The organism is Streptomyces sp. NPDC091377 (assembly GCF_044757045.1).
GTDB lineage: Bacteria > Actinomycetota > Actinomycetes > Streptomycetales > Streptomycetaceae > Streptomyces.
Genome location: NZ_JBIVUE010000005.1, coordinates 430,531 through 447,485, shown reverse-complemented (window position 1 = coordinate 447,485; position 16,955 = coordinate 430,531). Strand labels below are relative to the sequence as shown.

The window sequence follows — 16,955 nt, the reverse complement described above, 5'->3', positions numbered from 1 at the left end:
CATGCTGAGATTTGGCGTCAATTACACGCCGTCCCAGGACTGGTTCTACTCCTGGCTGGCCCCCGACTGGTCGGTCACGCGCCGCGACATGGATGCTCTGGCCGCACTCGGAATGGACCATGTCCGCGTACTGCCGCTGTGGCCCCTCGTACAGCCGAACCGGACACTGATCCGTCACACCGCCTTGGACGACGTGCGCCGTGTGGTGGAGATCGCGGGGTCGGCCGGTCTCGATGCCAGTGTCGACGTCCTGCAAGGCCACCTCTCGGGCTTCGACTTCGTACCCAGTTGGCTGGCGAACTGGCACCGGCGCAGCATGTTCTCCGACCCTGACGCGGTCTCCGCACAGTCCCTCCTGGTCGAAGCCTTCGAGGACCACCTTCACGACCTGCCGAACTTCCTCGGCCTGACCCTCGGCAACGAGGTCAACCAGTTCGCGTCGTCCCTGCACCCCCATCAGATGCAGGCCACCACCGACGACGTGACCGGATGGCTGCAGGCGTTGCACGGCTCCGGTCCTCGCGACGCCCGCCACTTCCGACTCAACGCGGAGTACGACGCGGTCTGGTACGCCGACGGCCACCCCTTCGTACCGGCGCACTCCGCCCGCCACGGCCGGATGAGCGTGATCCACTCGTGGATCTTCAACGGAACGGCGCAGGGATACGGTGCGTTGTCCCACGAAAGCGTGCATCACGCCGCCTACCTCATCGAGCTCTCGCGGGCGTTCGCCCTCGCCCTCGATCGCCCGGTATGGCTGCAGGAGGTCGGCGCTCCGCTCAACCACCTCACCGCCGAGGAGGCGCCCGACTTCTGTGAACGCACCGTGCGAGCGGCGGCCGACTGCGACGCTCTGTGGGGGATCACCTGGTGGTGCTCCCACGATGTGGAGCGCCGCCTCTCCGACTTCCCGGACCTGGAGCACAGCCTCGGACTGATCGATGCCGATGGCGTCGTCAAGCCGATCGGCCGGCGCTTCGCCGCGATGGCCGCGGAACTGCGCGACCGTGCCCGTCCCGAGGTCCGCACGGAAGCCGTGGTCGTCCCCGTCGGGAGCGACGACGTCCCGCTGTCCAGGGCTGAACTGTCCCCGGGCGGTGGCGTGTTCGAGGCATGGATGGACCGCGCGCGCAAAGGTGCCCGTCCCGCTCTCGTCACCTCCACCGCGGCGAGCGATCCATCCGCCTTGTCCGCACGGGGAATCCAACGGCTCGTCCACGCCACCCCCACGGGACACACCTACTACAGCTCCGTCAGCGACGCCGAAGTGCTGGAGCGGACGGCTGCCCATGCGGGACAGTGACGGCAACCCAGGTCAGACCGTCCCCGGGACCGCAGCCGTCGACCACCTGCTCGGCCGGATGTCCCTCAGGGAGAAGGTCGGCCAGCTCAACCAGCGCCTGTACGGGTGGCAGGCGGTCGAAAGGACGCAGCGTGGAGGCTTCCGCCTCACCCGCGTAGCCCGCGCCGAACTCGACCGATGGGGTGGCCTCGGGGCACTCTACGGGCTGTTCCGCGCCGATGCCTGGTCCGGGCGCACCTGGACCGACGGCATCCGGCCGCAGGAGCGGGCCGAGGTCGCCGCTCTGGTCCAGGAGGAGGTGAGGCACGCCGGTCAGCACGGCATCGGTGCCCTGCTGACCGAAGAGGCACCGCACGGCCACCAGGCCCTGGGAGCCACCCTCCTGCCCACCAACCTGTCACTGGCCGCCGGCTGGGACCCCGCACTCGTGGCCGAGGCATCAGCCGCCGTCGCGGCCGAACTGTCGGCCTCCGGTGTGCACCTTGCCCTGGTCTCGGCGCTCGACCTGCTGCGTGACGCACGCTGGGGGCGAGCGGAGGAGTGCTTCGGGGAGGATCCGCTGCTGGCGGCCGAACTGACCCGCGCCGTGGTGTGCGGCATGCAGGGCGATCGGCGCGGTGCGATCGGAGCAGGCGGCGTCGGGGTCGTGGTCAAACACCTCGCCGCGCAAGGGGAGGCCACCGGTGGGCGCAATGGCCAGTCGTCCGTCATCGGCCCCCGCGACCTGCGAGAGCTGCATCTGCCGCCTGTCCGGGCCGCGGTGGAGGCCGGTGCCCTCGGCTTCATGGCCGCCTACAACGACATCGACGGCGTTCCATGCTGCGCCAACCGCGCTCTGATCACCGGCTTCCTGCGCGACGAGTGCGACTTCGACGGAATCGTCATGGGCGACGGTCTGGCCGTGGACCGCCTGACCGAGATGACCGACGACCCGATGGCCGGCGCCGTCACCGCGCTCGAAGCCGGCGTGGACCTGTCCCTGTGGGACGAGTCCTTCGTCCTGCTGGAGTCCGCGGCGGCTCAGGACCGCCACGTGGCGGAGCTGGTCGACGCCGCGTGCCGGCGGATGCTCACCTTGAAACAGCGGATGGGTCTCCTTGCCATCGGCAGGGGAGAGGAAGACAGCGACCCCCGAGGACCGGTGCGCGAGCGGGTGACGGTGACCGGAGGCGGGACGCGTGCGGCAGACATCGGCAATCACGACGCCGCCCGTCTGTCGCGGCGTCTCGCCCGCCAGGCCATGGTCCTGCTGCACAACGACGGCGGTGTCCTGCCGCTGACACGAGAAGCACGGGGCAAGGTCGTCGTCGCGGGCCCCAACGGTCTCGACGTGACCGCCATGCTCGGCGACTACGTTCCGCCCCTTCCCGAGGGGGCGGCTCCCGGTCTCTACGCCGCCCTGCGCGAGGCACTGCCCGCCTCGGACATCGTATGGGCGCCCGGCCTTCCGACCCCAGCCCAGCTGAAGGGGGCCGACCTGGTCGTCCTCGCTCTCGGGGGCACCAGCCACCGCGCCTACGACGACGAGTTCGCAGCCAACGGCGCCCTCATCGCCAAGGCCGAGGCGACATCCGGGGAGGGTGTCGACATGGCGGACGTATCCCTGCCCGAGGGACAGGACGTGTTGGCCGCTGCCCTGCGGCAGGTCGTCACCTGCCCCATCGTCGCCGTGGTCATCGCAGGACGCCCCCACGTCCTCACCACCGTCGTCGAGAACACCGACGCCGTCCTGTGGGCCGGCTACCCGGGCCCGTTCGGCGGCCGGGCGATCGCCGATGCACTGCTCGGCACCGAGGAACCCGTCGGACTGCTTCCCTTCACCCTTCCGAGTCATCCCGGCGCCGTGCCCGTCCGCTACAACGATCGGCATCCGGCCCAGAACGTCTACCGGGACGCGCGGGAGCCAGTGCTCTTCCCGTTCGGCTTCGGGCTGCGGTACCACCAGGTGGTCTTCGAGAACCTCACGGCCGCCGTGGGGCCCGCCACGGTCCGCGTCAGCGTCGATGTCGGCAACACCACGAACACCGGCACCGAGGCCATCGTGCCCCTGTTCGCCCATCGCGCCGGCGGCCGGGTTCTGCCGCGGCGAAGGGAGCTTCTCGCCCACCGCAGGATCCCCCTGCCTCCCGGAGCCCGGACCACCGTCGTCTGGGACCTGCCCGTCCGGACCTGCTTCGCCGAGGGCGCGCTCCACCGCGCCCGCACGGATCTGTACGTCGAGGATCTGCACACGCCGATCCACCCGTACAGCACCCCCGAACTGGCCGTCCGACCACGGGACGGCCGCAACCCCCTCTAGAGAAGAGGAGTCGTGATGACAAGACCACACAGCCGAGTCCAACGGGCCTGGGCCTGCATGGGCACGGCGGTGGCGACGCTGTTCGCCCTGACCATGGGCAGCGGTGCCACCCAGGCCAGCGACACCCTGCCCTGGACCGGCCAGAGCGCGGCCGGGCCGAACCAGCCCTACCAGCATGGCTACACACCGACCGACCTGCTCAGCTGGAACCCCGCCAACGACACCGACGCCACACAATTGCGTGCCAAGGTGCCTCTGCAGTCCCGCAACGCGGCCAACCCCGCGACGCAGCGCAACAAGGCGCTGCCCGCCGACACCCAGATGCTCAACCTGGCCGGTGACTACGGCATCTCCTTCTTCGAGAGCCACCCGTACACCAACGAGTTCAGCCAGAACATCTTCAACTACTGGCAGTATTCCGACATCTACGCCTCATGGCACGGCGCGCCCCCCGAGGGCACCCCGAAGAGCCTGTACGACCCGAAGGCCGACTGGACGCAACGGGACTTCCAGTTCGGCACGCTCAACCTGCCCAACCCCGCGTACACCAACGCCGCCCACGCGAACGGCGTACGCTCTCTGGGCTGCATCTTCTCCCCGCGCGGTGACGACCAGAACTATCGCCAGCTCCTCACCCGTGACGCGGCGGGCAAGTTCCCCGCCGCGACGAAGCTCATCGAGGTCGCGAAGTACTACGGCTTCGACGGCTACTTCTTCAACCAGGAGGAGACCGTCGCGACTGCCGACATCCCCGTCTACAAGCAGTTCATGAAGCAGCTGCGCGAGGGCGGCATGTACGTCCAGTGGTACGACTCCGTGATCAACACCAATGGGGGAGTCTCGTACCAGAACGAGTTCAACTCGCTCAACTCCCCCTTCGTGCGCGACGCGGCCCTGGGCGATGTCTCCGACTCCATCTTCCTCAACTACTGGTGGAACCGGACGAAACTCACCAACTCCAAGTCGCACGCCACTCAGCTGGGGCTCGACTCTCGCAAGAGCGTCTTCGCCGGTGTCGAGGCCGGGCTGTACCAGTTCAATCAGCCCTACAACCTCGATGACAATCTTGACGCCGCCGGTGCTCCCATGAACGCCATCGCCACCCTCGGATCGGACTTCGTCCACTCCGACTACTCCGACAAGACCAACGACGCCGCACAATTCAACGTCTTCGACCGCGAACGCCGCTGGTGGACCGGCTCCTCGCAGGGGGCCACCACGCCGGACAGCAGCTGGAAGGGCATCTCGAAGTACATCGCCGAACGCTCCGTCATCAAGGGCACGACCTTCGCCACCTCCTTCAACACCGGTCACGGACTGTCGACGTGGAGGAAGGGGCGGCTGTCCAACGACACGGAGTGGGGCAACATCAACCTCCAGGACATTCCGGTGACCTGGCAGTGGTGGATCGACGCCGCCCGCAGCCCACTCCGAGCGGACTACGACTACGGCCCCCAGTACACGTCGGCGAGCCGGTTCTCCTATCAGAAGGTGGGCGGCTACAACGGCGGCAGCTCCTTGGTGCTGAGCGGCAGCCTCGAAAGCGACAACACCGCCCGTCTCTACAAGACCGACCTGGCAGTGACCGGCCAGTCGACGCTCCAGCTGACCTACAACAAGCCATCGGCGGACGACGACTCCCAGCTCCGCCTCGCCCTGGCCCTGGCCTCCGACCCCAGCAAGGTGGTTGAGGTGCCCCTGGCCAACACCGGCAGACGCACCAACGGCTGGACCACCGTCTCGGCTGATCTGTCCGCCTACGCCGGGCAGCGCATCGCCTCCCTCGGACTGGTCGTCGCCGCCGGAGCGCAGCCGATCGCCGGATACCAGGTCAACCTGGGCGGGCTGGCCCTGAGCGACGGCGTCAACCGCACCCCGGCCGCACCGGAGGACCTGCGGATCGACCAGCTCCTCCCGGAGACCGACGAACTGTTCCTGTCCTGGTCACGCAGCGACTACGACAAGGTCCGCCGCTACGACGTCTACCTCGACGACACCTACCTCGGTGGCATCTACGACGACGTGTACTACGTCAAGCGGTTCACCGCCACCTCCGGCACGCTCAAGCTCGTGGCGGTCGGCCCCGACGGCTCCGAGAGTCAGCCGGCGACGGTGACCTTCGACCTGTCCACGGCACCCCGCGGCGTGACCGCCACGGCGGGCGGGGACGGCACCCTGAAGGCCGACTGGACACCACCGGCCTCCGGAGCACCGGTCACCGTGAAGGTCCGCAGCCTCGACACCACCACTCCCCACAGCCAGGAGGTGACGGTCCCCGGCACGAGCACGGGCGTGACGCTCACGAACGTACCCGTCAACGGTGACGGGTACCTTCTCACCCTGCAGTCCGGAACGGGCACGACCACAGCCGTACGAGGGAAATTCGCAGACACGACGGCTACCCCGTACCCGGCCTCCTCGGTGGCGATTCAAGGCAACACCTTCACCTTCTCAAGCCCTGAGGCCCCCGACTGGCACACCCTGACCGTCACGGAGAACGGAGTAGCCAAGACGTTTCCCGCCGGATCAAGCAGTAAGCCGTACATGCTGCGCGGACGCACTCCGCTCTCCGCGATGAAGGTGACCATGTCCAGCACGAGCAGCAAGGTCGTCGCCGTCCTTGAGGACTACGTGGGGAACAAGGCCACGACGGTGCTCCGAGGGTAGGCATCTCCTCACGGGGATGACGCCGCCGCGTGGCGACCTCAGCCGTCACGCGGCGGCACGCACCCGGATTTGACGCGACGCGTAGAAGTGCACCACGAAGGGCGCCTGACAGGGAAACCCCCTGTTCAGACGCCCTTCCTTCATGCCTAGAAGAAGCCGAGCTTCTGTGGCGAGTACGACACCAGAAGATTCTTCGTCTGCTGGTAGTGCTCCAGCATCATCTTGTGGTTCTCGCGCCCGATGCCCGACTGCTTGTAGCCGCCGAAGGCCGCGTGTGCCGGGTACGCGTGGTAGCAGTTGGTCCAGACCCGGCCCGCCTGGATGGCGCGGCCCGCGCGGTAGGCGGTGTTGATGTCACGGGTCCACACGCCCGCGCCGAGACCGTACGACGTGTCGTTGGCGACCTTGATGGCGTCGTCGAAGTCGTCGAACGACGTCACCGACACCACGGGGCCGAAGATCTCCTCCTGGAAGACCCGCATCCGGTTGTCGCCCTCGAAGATCGTGGGCTGGACGTAGTAGCCGCCCTGCAACTCGCCCTCGTAGTCGATGCGTTCGCCGCCGGTGAGTACCTTCGCGCCCTCCTGACGTCCGATGTCGACGTACGAGAGGATCTTCGCGAGCTGCTCGCCGGACGCCTGGGCGCCGATCATGGTGTCGGTGTCGAGCGGATGGCCCGGCTTGATCTGTTCGGTGCGGGCGATGGCCGCCTGGAGGAAGTCGGGGTAGTTGCCGCGCTGGATGAGTCCACGGGACGGGCAGGTGCACACTTCGCCCTGGTTGAGGGCGAACATGGTGAAGCCCTCCAGCGCCTTGTCCCGCAGGGCGTCGTCCTTGTCCCAGATGTCGTCGAAGAAGATGTTGGGCGACTTGCCGCCCAGCTCCAGCGACACCGGCTTCAGATGCTCCGCCGCGTACTGCATGATGAGCCGCCCTGTCGACGTCTCACCCGTGAAGGCCACCTTCGCCACCCTCGGGCTGGAGGCGAGCGGCTTGCCCGCCTCCTCGCCGAAGCCGTTGACGATGTTCACCACTCCCGGCGGCAGCAGATCCGAGACCAGGCTCATCCAGTAGTGGATCGAGGCCGGGGTCTGCTCGGCCGGTTTGATCACCACCGCGTTGCCCGTCGCGAGGGCCGGCGCCAGCTTCCACGTCGCCATCAGCAGCGGGAAGTTCCACGGGATGATCTGCGCGACCACCCCCAGCGGCTCGTGGAAGTGGTACGCGACCGTGTCGTCGTCCACCTCGCTGAGCGCCCCCTCCTGCGAACGGATCGCCCCCGCGAAGTACCGGAAGTGATCGATCGCGAGCGGGATGTCGGCGGCGAGCGTCTCGCGTACGGGCTTGCCGTTCTCCCAGCTCTCGGCGACCGCCAGTTCCTCCAGACGTGCCTCCATACGGTCGGCGATCTTCAGCAGGATGTCGGAGCGCTCGGTCGCCGACGTGCGTCCCCAGGACGGGGCCGCCGCGTGCGCCGCGTCCAGCGCACGTTCCACGTCCTCTGCCGTGCCCCGCGCCATCTCCGTGAACGCCTGTCCGTTGACCGGACTCGGGTTCTCGAAGTACCGCCCCCGTGCCGGCGGCACATACTCGCCGCCGATGAAGTGGTCGTACCGAGCCTGGTAGGAGACGATCGCGCCCTCGGTCCCGGGCGCCGCGTAACGGGTCATCCTGCTCTGCCTCCCGATGCTCACTGCCCGCCATTGGACAGCTCTCGCCGCGAGGGTAGGAGCGGGGAGGTTGCGAGCACGTTGCGTGTCCCGGGCGTCCCAGGACACCCGGGGGTGTGACGTACCACCATCGGTTGCGTACGGCCCTCAGTCCGTACGACGTTCAGCCCTCAGTTCCGTACGACGTTCAGCCCCCGTCCCGTCGGCCGGGCTCGCGGCGGTGCCGTCAGCTCCGCCTCCAGCGCGGCGAGACGGGACCGTACCGCGGCGGTCGGACGGGTCGACGCCAGCGCTCGCCACACCGCCAGATCGTCCTCGCCCCACGGCGTGTGCGCCCAGTCGGCCAGCAGGTCCGGGTCGCCACGGGCGATCAGCGCGGCCCGCAGCCCACCGGCCAGCCGGCATCTGAGCCGGGCCACCTCGGGCGCCCGCGACGCGGGGAGCAGCGGGCCCGCGTACGCCGTCGCCGCCGCGGTCACCGCACCCGCCGCCAGCCTCCGCTCGACGGCGTCCACATCCGACTCGACCGGCTCGGTCAGCCGGTAGGGCCGCGACGCCAGCAGCCCCGGCCCCAGCACCCCGCGCAGCCGTGCCAGCTCCGCCCGCAACGTCACCGGGGGCACCGACTCGTCCTCGTACAGCGCGCACAGCAATTCGTCCCCGCTCAGCCCCTCCGGATGCCGCGCGAGGAGTACGACGATCTCGCTGTGCCTCCTGCTGAGCCTGCGGGTCCGCCCGCCGACCCGCAGCCGGGCCTCGTCCCGGCCGAGCGCGTCCAACTCGCACCCTCCGTCGGCCGGTGCCACCGGTTCCAGCAGCGCCAACTGGGACTCCGCGGCCCTGGCCACCGCCTGCACGAATCCCAGGCTGTGCGGATGCGCGAGCCCGTCCCCGCCGGTGATGTCCACCGCGCCGAGCACCCGCCCGGTACGCGGGTCGTGCACGGGGGCCGCCGCGCACGTCCACGGCTGCACCCGCCGGCTGAAGTGCTCGGCCGCGAAGACCTGCACGGGCCGGTCCACGACCACCGCCGTCCCCGGGGCGTTGGTCCCCATCGCGGCCTCCGCCCACCGCGCGCCCGGCACGAAGTTCATCCGCCCCGCCTTCCGCCGGGTCGCCGGATGCCCCTCCACCCACAGCAGCCGGCCCTGCGCGTCGCACACCGCCAGCAGATGCTCGCCGTCCGCCGCGAACGTCCCCAACAGCTCCCGCACCAAGGGCATCACCCGCCCCAGCGGATGCTCCGCGCGATAGGCACCGAGGTCACCGTCCGTCAGTTCCACACTCGCGGTGTCGTCCGGACCGACCCCCGCCCGCGCCGACCGCCGCCAGGAGTCCGCCACCACCGCCCGCACCGGCCGTGGCACCGAACCCGCCGCGGTGAACGTCTCGTGCGCCCGTCGCAGTATGCGCGCGTGTTCGACAGGGTCGGCTCCCGGCTCCAGAGCCACCCAGGGATCGGTCAACTCGGCCTCCCGGATCGCGAAGCGGTGGCGACATCGTCATGCCCATCGCGCCGACCGGCAACCGTCCGGACCGTCGACGCTCCGCTCTTCGGACTCCTCCTTCCCTCTCGTGACCCGTCGCTCTTGCCAGGGGTCGACCGTCTGTCCGAAACCCGGCTCCCTCATACGGACGCGACCAGGCTCATGTAGCGGTCCCAGTCCCACAGCGGCCCGGGGTCGGTGTGGTCGGTGCCCGGCATCTCGTAGTGGGCGAGGATGTGGGCGCGATCCCTGGGAATGGCGTGTCTGCCACAGATCGCGGCCGTGAGCCTGGCCGAACTCTCGTACATCCTTTCGGTGAACCAGCGTGGCTCGTCGACCCATCCCTCGTGCTCGATCCCGATGCTGCGCGTGTTGTAGTCCCAGTTCCCCGCGTGCCAGGCGATGTCCGACTCCCGCACGCACTGCGCCACATGCCCGTCGCCCGATCTGATCACGTAGTGCGCGGAGACGCTCCGCCCCGCCTCCTGGAAGATCGACAGGGTGTTGGCGTACGGCGTCTGCGTGACGTGGATGACGACGAAGTCCACGGGGTGGTCGGCGGGGCGGTCGGCCGCCGTGTGGTTGCTGGGGTGCGCGGGCTGCCACTCGCCGGACGGGTGGTCGGGCGCCGGGGTGAGCGCGCCCGCCCGGGGCGCGGGGAGCAGCGTGTAGGGGAGGACGGCCAGCGCGGCGCCCTTCAGGAGATGTCGCCGACCGGGGAGCGGTCGGGGTCGTTCCATCACTGGGCCTTTCGGAAGTGCGTCCCGGGGAAGGGAGGGGGAGAGGGAGGGGGAGGGGGACGGTGTCGAGGGGAGTGACAGAGGGTGCGGTCCCGTGCCGACTCGGCGCGGCGGTGCTTGCTAGCGCAGCTCCGCCGCTCTCCGCCGCAGCTCGGCGTGGAGGCCCCGATGGGTCTCCCGCTCCGGCAACCACTCCTTGCGGATCTTGGCCACGCAGGTGTAGTTCGTGTCGCAGACATTGGCCAGCGGTGACTCCACGGCCTGGGTCGCGAACTGGTAGGCGTCCAGTTGTCCGAATCCGTAGTCGCGCACCAGCCAGTGCACCAGGTCCAGCTGGGAGATCCGGAAGGCGTCCTCCAGCGGGCGGGCCGAACCCGTCGAGATGATGTGCGTGTCGGACTCAATGCGCGGCCAGGGCGTGCTCACCCCCTTGAGCAGTTCCACGATCACCACCGTGTTCATGGCGCACTCCACCGCCACCCCGCACGTCTCACCCTCACCCTGCCGCGCATGGCCGTCTCCCAGGCTCAGCAGCGCGCCCTCCACATTCACCCCGAGATAGCAGGTGACACCGGCCCGCATCTCCGGTGTGTCCATGTTGCCGCCGTGCGCGTCGGGCACCAGCGCCGAGCGGACCTCCAGATTGGCGGGCGCGACACCCACGGTGCCGTGCATCGGGTCCATCGGCAGCTCGGCCTCGAAATCGCCCTCACGCGCGCGGAACAGGGCCGTGCGCCGCTCCCGGTCCAGCTGCCAGATCCACACGGTCTCGGGCAGCGGCGGCTGGAGCGTCGCCGTCGTGTGGGTGGAGGTCAGCGCGCCGAACAGGGGGACCGTGGTGGAGGCGGCCCAGTCCCGTGCCGGTTCGATCGAGACGAAGTGCACGGCGACCGTGTCTCCGGGTTCCGCGCCCTCGATGTGGAAGGGGCCCGTCTGCGGATTGAGGAACGGGAACTCGCACACCTCCGACACCAGGTCCTTCTCCGAGCGCACCCGCCCGGCGAAGCAGTCCTCGGTGAACAGGTCCAGCACCGTGCCCGGCGCGATCCGCGCCACGGGGGGCGCGCCGCCGAACGTCCAGGCGTACTCGCCCGCTTCGGGTCGCACGGTCAGGATCCGCGGGTCGCTCGTCACTGCACAGCTCCGATCTGGCTGTCGAGGTCGGGCCGGCGGAGACCGGCCCTTCCGGTGGCATGGCGGGCGGGCGGACACGTGGTGCGGGCCGGTGTCTGCCCGGCCGCCGTCCGTCCGTGACCTCCGCCCATGAGGCGCACCCGCTCCAGGTCACACGGTGCGTGTGCGCCTCATGTGCATCACGGTAAGCGGCCGGACGGCCGGTCAGGAAGGCGCAGCGGAAGTCGTGGAGAGCCGCCGGATTGTGGATAACTCCGCCACTCGATCGGGTGACGGCCCGGACCGCGCGCCCCACCGGCAACGCGCCCGCATCCTCCGGCCGCCCTCACCCCCGCCCCCATTCCCGCCCTCACCCGCGCCCGGCCACCGCCCCCGGATCGTCCAGCACCCCCCGGACCACCGAATGCGCCGCTCCCAGCAGCGCCCCCTCAGGGCCCAGCCGGGACACCGTCACCGGGCAGGCCCGTCCCGCCGTACGCCGGTTGAGTTCCTCCCGGAGGGCAGGCAGCAGCCAGGGAGCGAGCGCGGCGAGTGAGCCGCCCAGGACGACGCTCCCCGGATCGAGCAGATTGACAGCGCCGGTCAGGGCGATGCCGAGCGCCTCGCCCGCCTCGCGCAGCGCATGCCGTACGGTCTCATCGCCCCGTTCGGCGCGCTCCGCGAGCAACTCCACACGGTTATCACCGGGTTCGAGTCCGGCGGCCCGCAGCACCGCTTCCTCGCCCGCGTACTGCTCCAGACAGCCACGCCCCCCGCACGCGCACGCGGGACCGTCGGGGCGCACCGGTACATGGCCCAACTCGCCCGCGAAGCCCCGGGTTCCGGACAGCAGCCGTCCGTCCACCACGACGGCCGCGCCGATGCCGATCTCGGCCGACACATGCAGGAAGTCACGCGGAGTGGCCTCGCCGAGCCAGAGTTCGGCCAGGCCGCCGAAGTTGGCCTCGTTGTCCACGACCGGCGGCAGTTCGGGCGGGAACAGCGCTGCCAGGTCGGTGTCGTGCCAGTCGAGGTTCGGCGCGCGGACGACCGTACGGGCATCGCGCGCCACCAGGCCCGGCACGGCCAGGGCGAGCCCGGCGGGCCACAGCCCCTCGCGCTCGGCCTCCGTCACGACCCGTCGCAGCAGCGCCCTGAGTTCCTCGGCCACCGGTTCCGGCGCACGGCCGCGGTTCGGGCCGTTCCGTACGGCACGCGCGCGGACCTGGCCGCGCAGGTCCACCGCGCAGACGGCGAGGTGGTCGACGCCGATCTCCGCGCCGATCCCGGCCGGACCGCGTCCGCTGACGGCCAGCGCCGAGCCGGGCCGGCCCACCCGGCCGGGACGCTCCGGGCCCAACTCGTCCAGCAGGCCCGCCCGGACGAGTTCGTCCACCAGCGTGGACACGGCCGCGCGGGTCAGTCCGATGCGTGAGGCGACCGCGGCGCGCGACAGCGGCCCCTCCGCGCTCACGGTGTGCATCACGCGCGCGAGGTTGCGGCGGCGCATGCCCTGCTGGGTGTCGGGAAGGGCGCGTCCGGGACCGGTGGGGTGTGCCTCGTGCAGCGGTGCGGTCATGCGGGTGCCAATCCCTCCTCCAGGGCCCTCGGCGTGGTCGTCAGCCGCGCTCCGGGCCGCGTTCCAGCAGCGGGGCCGCGTCGGAGAGTACCCCGGAGATCCTCTCCAACGTCCGCTCGTCGCGTTCCACGGCGTCAAACACCGACCCGCGCGCGGTGTTCCAGCGCCGGGCGACGGCAGCCGGGTCCTCGCCGGTGAGCACACCGGCCGCCTGGGCCGCCGCGCCCAGGGCGACCAGTTCCCTCGCCTCCGGCACCCGCACCGGCCGCCCCGACAACCGCCGTACGGTCTGCTGCCAGGCCCGGCCGCGCGCGCCGCCGCCGATCAGCAGGAGCGGTTCCGACGGATCGGCATCCTGGTCGAGCACCCGGTCCAGCGCGCCCAGCAGCGCGTGCACGGCACCGTCGTAGGCGGACTGGAGGAGCTGGCCGGCGGTCGTGTCGTGGCGCAGGCCCAGCAGCAGCCCCGAGGCGTGCGGCAGGTCGGGTGTGCGCTCGCCGTCCAGGTAGGGCAGCAGGGTCACCGAGGTGCCCGGCTCCACGGCCTCACGGTCCAGGCCGAGCAGCGAGGCCACGCGGTCCACGGCGAGCGTGCAGTTGAGCGTGCACGCCAGCGGCAGCCAGTCCCCGCGCGCGTCGGCGAAGCCCGCCACCGTGCCGGTCGGATCGGTCGGCCGCCTCCGCGACACGCCGTAGACGGTGCCCGAGGTGCCCAGGCTCAGCACCGCCGTGCCCGGACGCAGCCCCAGCCCCAGCGCGGCGGCGGCGTTGTCGCCGGTGCCGGGGGCGACGAGCGTCCCCTTCGCGAACGGCAGCCCGTTGCCGTCACGCACCGTGCCAACGACCTCGCCGGGGCGCGCGACCCGGGGGAGCAGCGCCGGGTCCAGGCCCACCCGGGCGAGGATCTCGTCGTCGTACGACTCCGTCGCCGACGCCCACCACCCCGTACCGGATGTGTCACCGCGGTCCGAGGTGCCGACGCCCGTGAGGCGTTCGGTGAGGTAGTCGTGGGGGAGCCGGACGGCGCGCACCGCGCGCGCGGCCTCCGGCTCGTGCTCGGCGAGCCAGGCCCACTTGGTGACCGTGAAGGACGCGGTCGGCACGGATCCGGTCCGCTCGGCCCAGAACTCGGCGCCGCCCAACTCGTCCGTCAGCCGCCGCGCCTGCGGCGCCGACCGTACGTCGTTCCAGAGCAGCGCGGGCCGTACGGGCTCCCCGCGCGCGTCCAGCGTGACCAGCCCGTGCTGCTGACCCCCGATCGACACGGCCGCGGCCTCCCGCGCGGCGTCCCCGCACTGGTGCAGGGCCTCACCCAGGGCGTCCCACCACTGGCGTGGATCGCTCTCCCGGGCCGCGCCCGTGCTGACCTCGTGCGTGGCCTGGCCGCTCGCCACGACCCGCCCGGTCGCCGCGTCCACCACCAGCACCTTCGTGGACTGGGTGGATGTGTCCACGCCGACGACGAGTGGACCCTCGGCTGCTGACATGGGCTCTCCCTCTTGTGCGGCTCGTGCCGTGTCCGGTGTCCTGCTTGTGCCGCCTGCCCCGCGGGTGCGGCTCGTGTCGTGATCCTGCTTCCACGCGCGCGGGGCGTGGTCTTTCGTGTCCAGTCGTTCCCACGCACGCGTGGGGTGGGTTTTCGCCGACTTGCGGCCGGGGTACCGGCCGGTTTCCCGACCCCGGGACAACTATGTCTCTTCCCAGGGACGCGACGGCATACTAATTTGTAAACCGCCATGACGAAATAGCGGTCGGCGACATCCGCACGCGACAAGCGTCAGGACACTCACCAGCGAACAAGGGAGCCGCGGCATGAACTACCAGCCCACCCCCGAGGACAGGTTCACCTTCGGCCTGTGGACCGTCGGCTGGCAGGGAAGGGACCCGTTCGGCGACGCCACCCGCAGGGCGCTCGACCCTGTCGAGACAGTGCGGCGGCTCGCCGACCTCGGCGCACACGGCGTGACGTTCCACGACGACGACCTGATCCCGTTCGGCGCGTCCGACACCGAGCGCGAGTCGCACGTCAAGCGCTTCCGGGAGGCACTCGACGCCACTGGCATGACCGTGCCGATGGCCACCACCAACCTCTTCACGCACCCCGTCTTCAAGGACGGCGCGTTCACCGCCAACGACCGCGACGTACGCCGCTACGCCCTGCGCAAGACCATCCGCAACATCGACCTCGCCGCTGAACTGGGGGCCGAGGTCTACGTCGCCTGGGGCGGCCGGGAGGGAGCCGAGTCCGGCGCCGCCAAGGACGTACGCGCCGCGCTCGACCGTATGAAGGAAGCCTTCGACCTGCTCGGCGAGTACGTCATCGACCAGGGCTACGACCTGCGCTTCGCCATCGAACCCAAGCCCAACGAGCCGCGCGGCGACATCCTGCTCCCCACCGTCGGCCACGCGCTCGCGTTCATCGAGCGGCTGGAGCGCCCCGCGATGTACGGCGTGAACCCCGAGGTCGGGCACGAGCAGATGGCCGGCCTCAACTACCCGCACGGCATCGCCCAGGCCCTGTGGTCGGACAAGCTCTTCCACCTCGACCTCAACGGCCAGAACGGCATCAAGTACGACCAGGACCTCCGCTTCGGCGCCGGTGACCTGCGGTCCGCCTTCTGGCTGGTCGACCTCCTGGAGAGCGCCGGTTACGAGGGCCCTCGGCACTTCGACTTCAAACCACCGCGCACCGAGGACCTGGACGGCGTCTGGGCGTCGGCCGCCGGCTGTATGCGCAACTACCTGATCCTCAAGGAGCGCGCCGCCGCCTTCCGGGCCGATCCCGAGGTCCAGCAGGCCCTGCGTGACTCCCGGCTGGACGAGTTGGCCCGGCCCACCGCGGACGACGGCCTCCAGGCGCTCCTCGCGGACCGTGGGGCGTTCGAGGAGTTCGATGTCGAGGCCGCCGCCGCGCGCGGGATGGCCTTCGAGCGGCTGGACCAGCTGGCGATGGACCATCTGCTGGCGGCGCGGGGCTGAGTGTCGCCTCCGCGACTTCCGTGGCCTCTGTGATCCCTGTGATCCCTGTGATCCGTGTGACCTCCGTGCGGAATGTTTCGGAACCGTGCATTCCAGTGCTCCGGTTCGTAGCAATCTCCGTGCGGGGGTCGCGGCTTGATCCTCTCCGGCGGGATGCTGGTCGGTATGGCCATGCCTCCGGTTCCGCCTCAGCCGCCCGAGCCGCCCTCGGACGGGACGCCGCCCGAGCCGCCTTCGGGTGGAACGCCGCTGCCTCCACCGCCGGAGGGGCCACCGCCGGAAGGGCCGCCTCCACCGCCGGAGGGGCCGCCTCCACCGCCGGAATGGAGGCCGACGCCGCCTCCATCGCCGCCCGGTGAGGCGCAGCCGCCGAACGACACACCTCCGCCGGGATATCCCCCGCCTCCGGGTGACGGGTTCGGACCCGGACCGGACGATTTCGACGCCCCGGACGGCCCTGGGGGCGGAGGCGGGGACGGCGGGCGCCGCAACGCCGTCTTCCTCGCGCTCGGCGTCCTGTTGGCCGGGGGAGCCGTCGCTGTGATCGCGGTCATGGCCCATGACGGTGGCGATTCCTCCGACCCCGCCCCGGCCGCGAGTGAGAGCGGCGCGAGCGCCGAGCCGTCGCCGGGGGCGTCGGGCGGCTCGGGCGGCATCGAATTGCCCACCGCGCTGCCGTCCCTTCCTACAGACCTTCCGACTGGTTTCCCCACGAACCTGCCCAGCGGATTCCCGAGCGACTGGCTCACCGGATGGCCCACTGACTTCCCGAGCGGCTTTCCCAGTGACTTCCCGACGCACCTGCCCAGCGGACTCGAATCGCTCTTCCCGTCCGGCCTGCCGTCGGTCGACCTCGGCGAGCTGGGATAGGGGCGACTGACGCGACGAGCTGAGTCCGGGCATCGGCGCACGGAAGGCATCCGGTGGCAAGCCCCTGGCGATGCCGCGATGCCGCATTCCCGCGACGGCCGCGATGCCGCGTGTCCACGCCGTACGCCGCGTACGCCGCACCCTCGACCGGCCCAGGGCCAGGAGACTTGCGCCGCCGGTCCCTTCCGGGCGAGCACCCGGCGCACGGACCGGCCGCACGGACATCGCCGTGAGCGTAACCGCCCTCGT

General features: G+C 70.7%; 11 protein-coding genes. 5 read left to right on the top strand and 6 right to left on the bottom strand.

Annotated elements, in window-relative coordinates; all coding sequences use genetic code 11:
• Position 1 precedes the first annotated feature (1 nt).
• From ACIQNG_RS14435 to ACIQNG_RS14425, 3 genes are read left to right on the top strand one after another with little or no spacing between them, the layout of a single operon-like run.
• Positions 2 to 1,303 carry a glycosyl hydrolase gene (locus tag ACIQNG_RS14435; RefSeq protein WP_401485003.1) on the top strand — a complete coding sequence of 434 codons (1,302 nt, stop codon included), beginning with the start codon at positions 2 to 4 and terminating at the stop codon, positions 1,301 to 1,303.
• Positions 1,290 to 3,602, top strand: a complete 2,313-nt coding sequence (locus ACIQNG_RS14430; protein WP_401485001.1) for a glycoside hydrolase family 3 protein — start codon at positions 1,290 to 1,292, stop codon at positions 3,600 to 3,602. The genes ACIQNG_RS14435 and ACIQNG_RS14430 overlap by 14 nt, the downstream gene beginning before the upstream one ends.
• 15 nt (positions 3,603 to 3,617) lie before the next feature.
• Positions 3,618 to 6,269 carry an endo-beta-N-acetylglucosaminidase gene (locus ACIQNG_RS14425; RefSeq protein WP_401484999.1) on the top strand — a complete coding sequence of 884 codons (2,652 nt, stop codon included), beginning with the start codon at positions 3,618 to 3,620 and terminating at the stop codon, positions 6,267 to 6,269.
• Between the two features lie 146 nt (positions 6,270 to 6,415).
• Here ACIQNG_RS14425 and ACIQNG_RS14420 read toward each other — a convergent pair whose 3' ends face one another.
• The 6 genes from ACIQNG_RS14420 to xylB all read right to left on the bottom strand — a co-directional run bounded on the left by ACIQNG_RS14420 (position 6,416) and on the right by xylB (position 14,344).
• Entirely contained in the window at positions 6,416 to 7,939 is a 1,524-nt protein-coding gene (locus ACIQNG_RS14420) for an aldehyde dehydrogenase family protein (protein ID WP_401430930.1), read from the bottom strand.
• Between the two features lie 170 nt (positions 7,940 to 8,109).
• The gene (locus ACIQNG_RS14415) at positions 8,110 to 9,405 is read right to left on the bottom strand and encodes a GAF domain-containing protein (RefSeq protein WP_401484997.1); all 1,296 of its coding nucleotides are present in this window, start codon (positions 9,403 to 9,405) and stop codon (positions 8,110 to 8,112) included.
• Positions 9,406 to 9,566: 161 nt separating this feature from the next.
• Positions 9,567 to 10,166 (bottom strand): N-acetylmuramoyl-L-alanine amidase, encoded by a 600-nt coding sequence (locus ACIQNG_RS14410; protein ID WP_401484995.1) that lies wholly within the window; start codon positions 10,164 to 10,166, stop codon positions 9,567 to 9,569.
• Positions 10,167 to 10,286: 120 nt separating this feature from the next.
• Positions 10,287 to 11,300 (bottom strand): acetamidase/formamidase family protein, encoded by a 1,014-nt coding sequence (locus tag ACIQNG_RS14405; protein ID WP_401430924.1) that lies wholly within the window; start codon positions 11,298 to 11,300, stop codon positions 10,287 to 10,289.
• 349 nt (positions 11,301 to 11,649) lie between these two features.
• On the bottom strand, positions 11,650 to 12,858 hold the full coding sequence (locus tag ACIQNG_RS14400) for an ROK family protein (protein ID WP_401484992.1): 1,209 nt from the start codon (positions 12,856 to 12,858) through the stop codon (positions 11,650 to 11,652).
• Between the two features lie 40 nt (positions 12,859 to 12,898).
• Positions 12,899 to 14,344 (bottom strand): xylulokinase, encoded by a 1,446-nt coding sequence (xylB, locus tag ACIQNG_RS14395; RefSeq protein WP_401484989.1) that lies wholly within the window; start codon positions 14,342 to 14,344, stop codon positions 12,899 to 12,901.
• 325 nt (positions 14,345 to 14,669) lie between these two features.
• Between xylB and xylA the strand changes: the two genes are divergently transcribed.
• Together xylA and ACIQNG_RS14385 are read left to right on the top strand one after the other, a co-directional pair.
• Positions 14,670 to 15,836 carry a xylose isomerase gene (xylA, locus tag ACIQNG_RS14390; protein WP_401484987.1) on the top strand — a complete coding sequence of 389 codons (1,167 nt, stop codon included), beginning with the start codon at positions 14,670 to 14,672 and terminating at the stop codon, positions 15,834 to 15,836.
• 540 nt (positions 15,837 to 16,376) lie between these two features.
• Positions 16,377 to 16,706, top strand: a complete 330-nt coding sequence (locus ACIQNG_RS14385; RefSeq protein WP_401484985.1) for a hypothetical protein — start codon at positions 16,377 to 16,379, stop codon at positions 16,704 to 16,706.
• Positions 16,707 to 16,955: the final 249 nt, after the last annotated feature.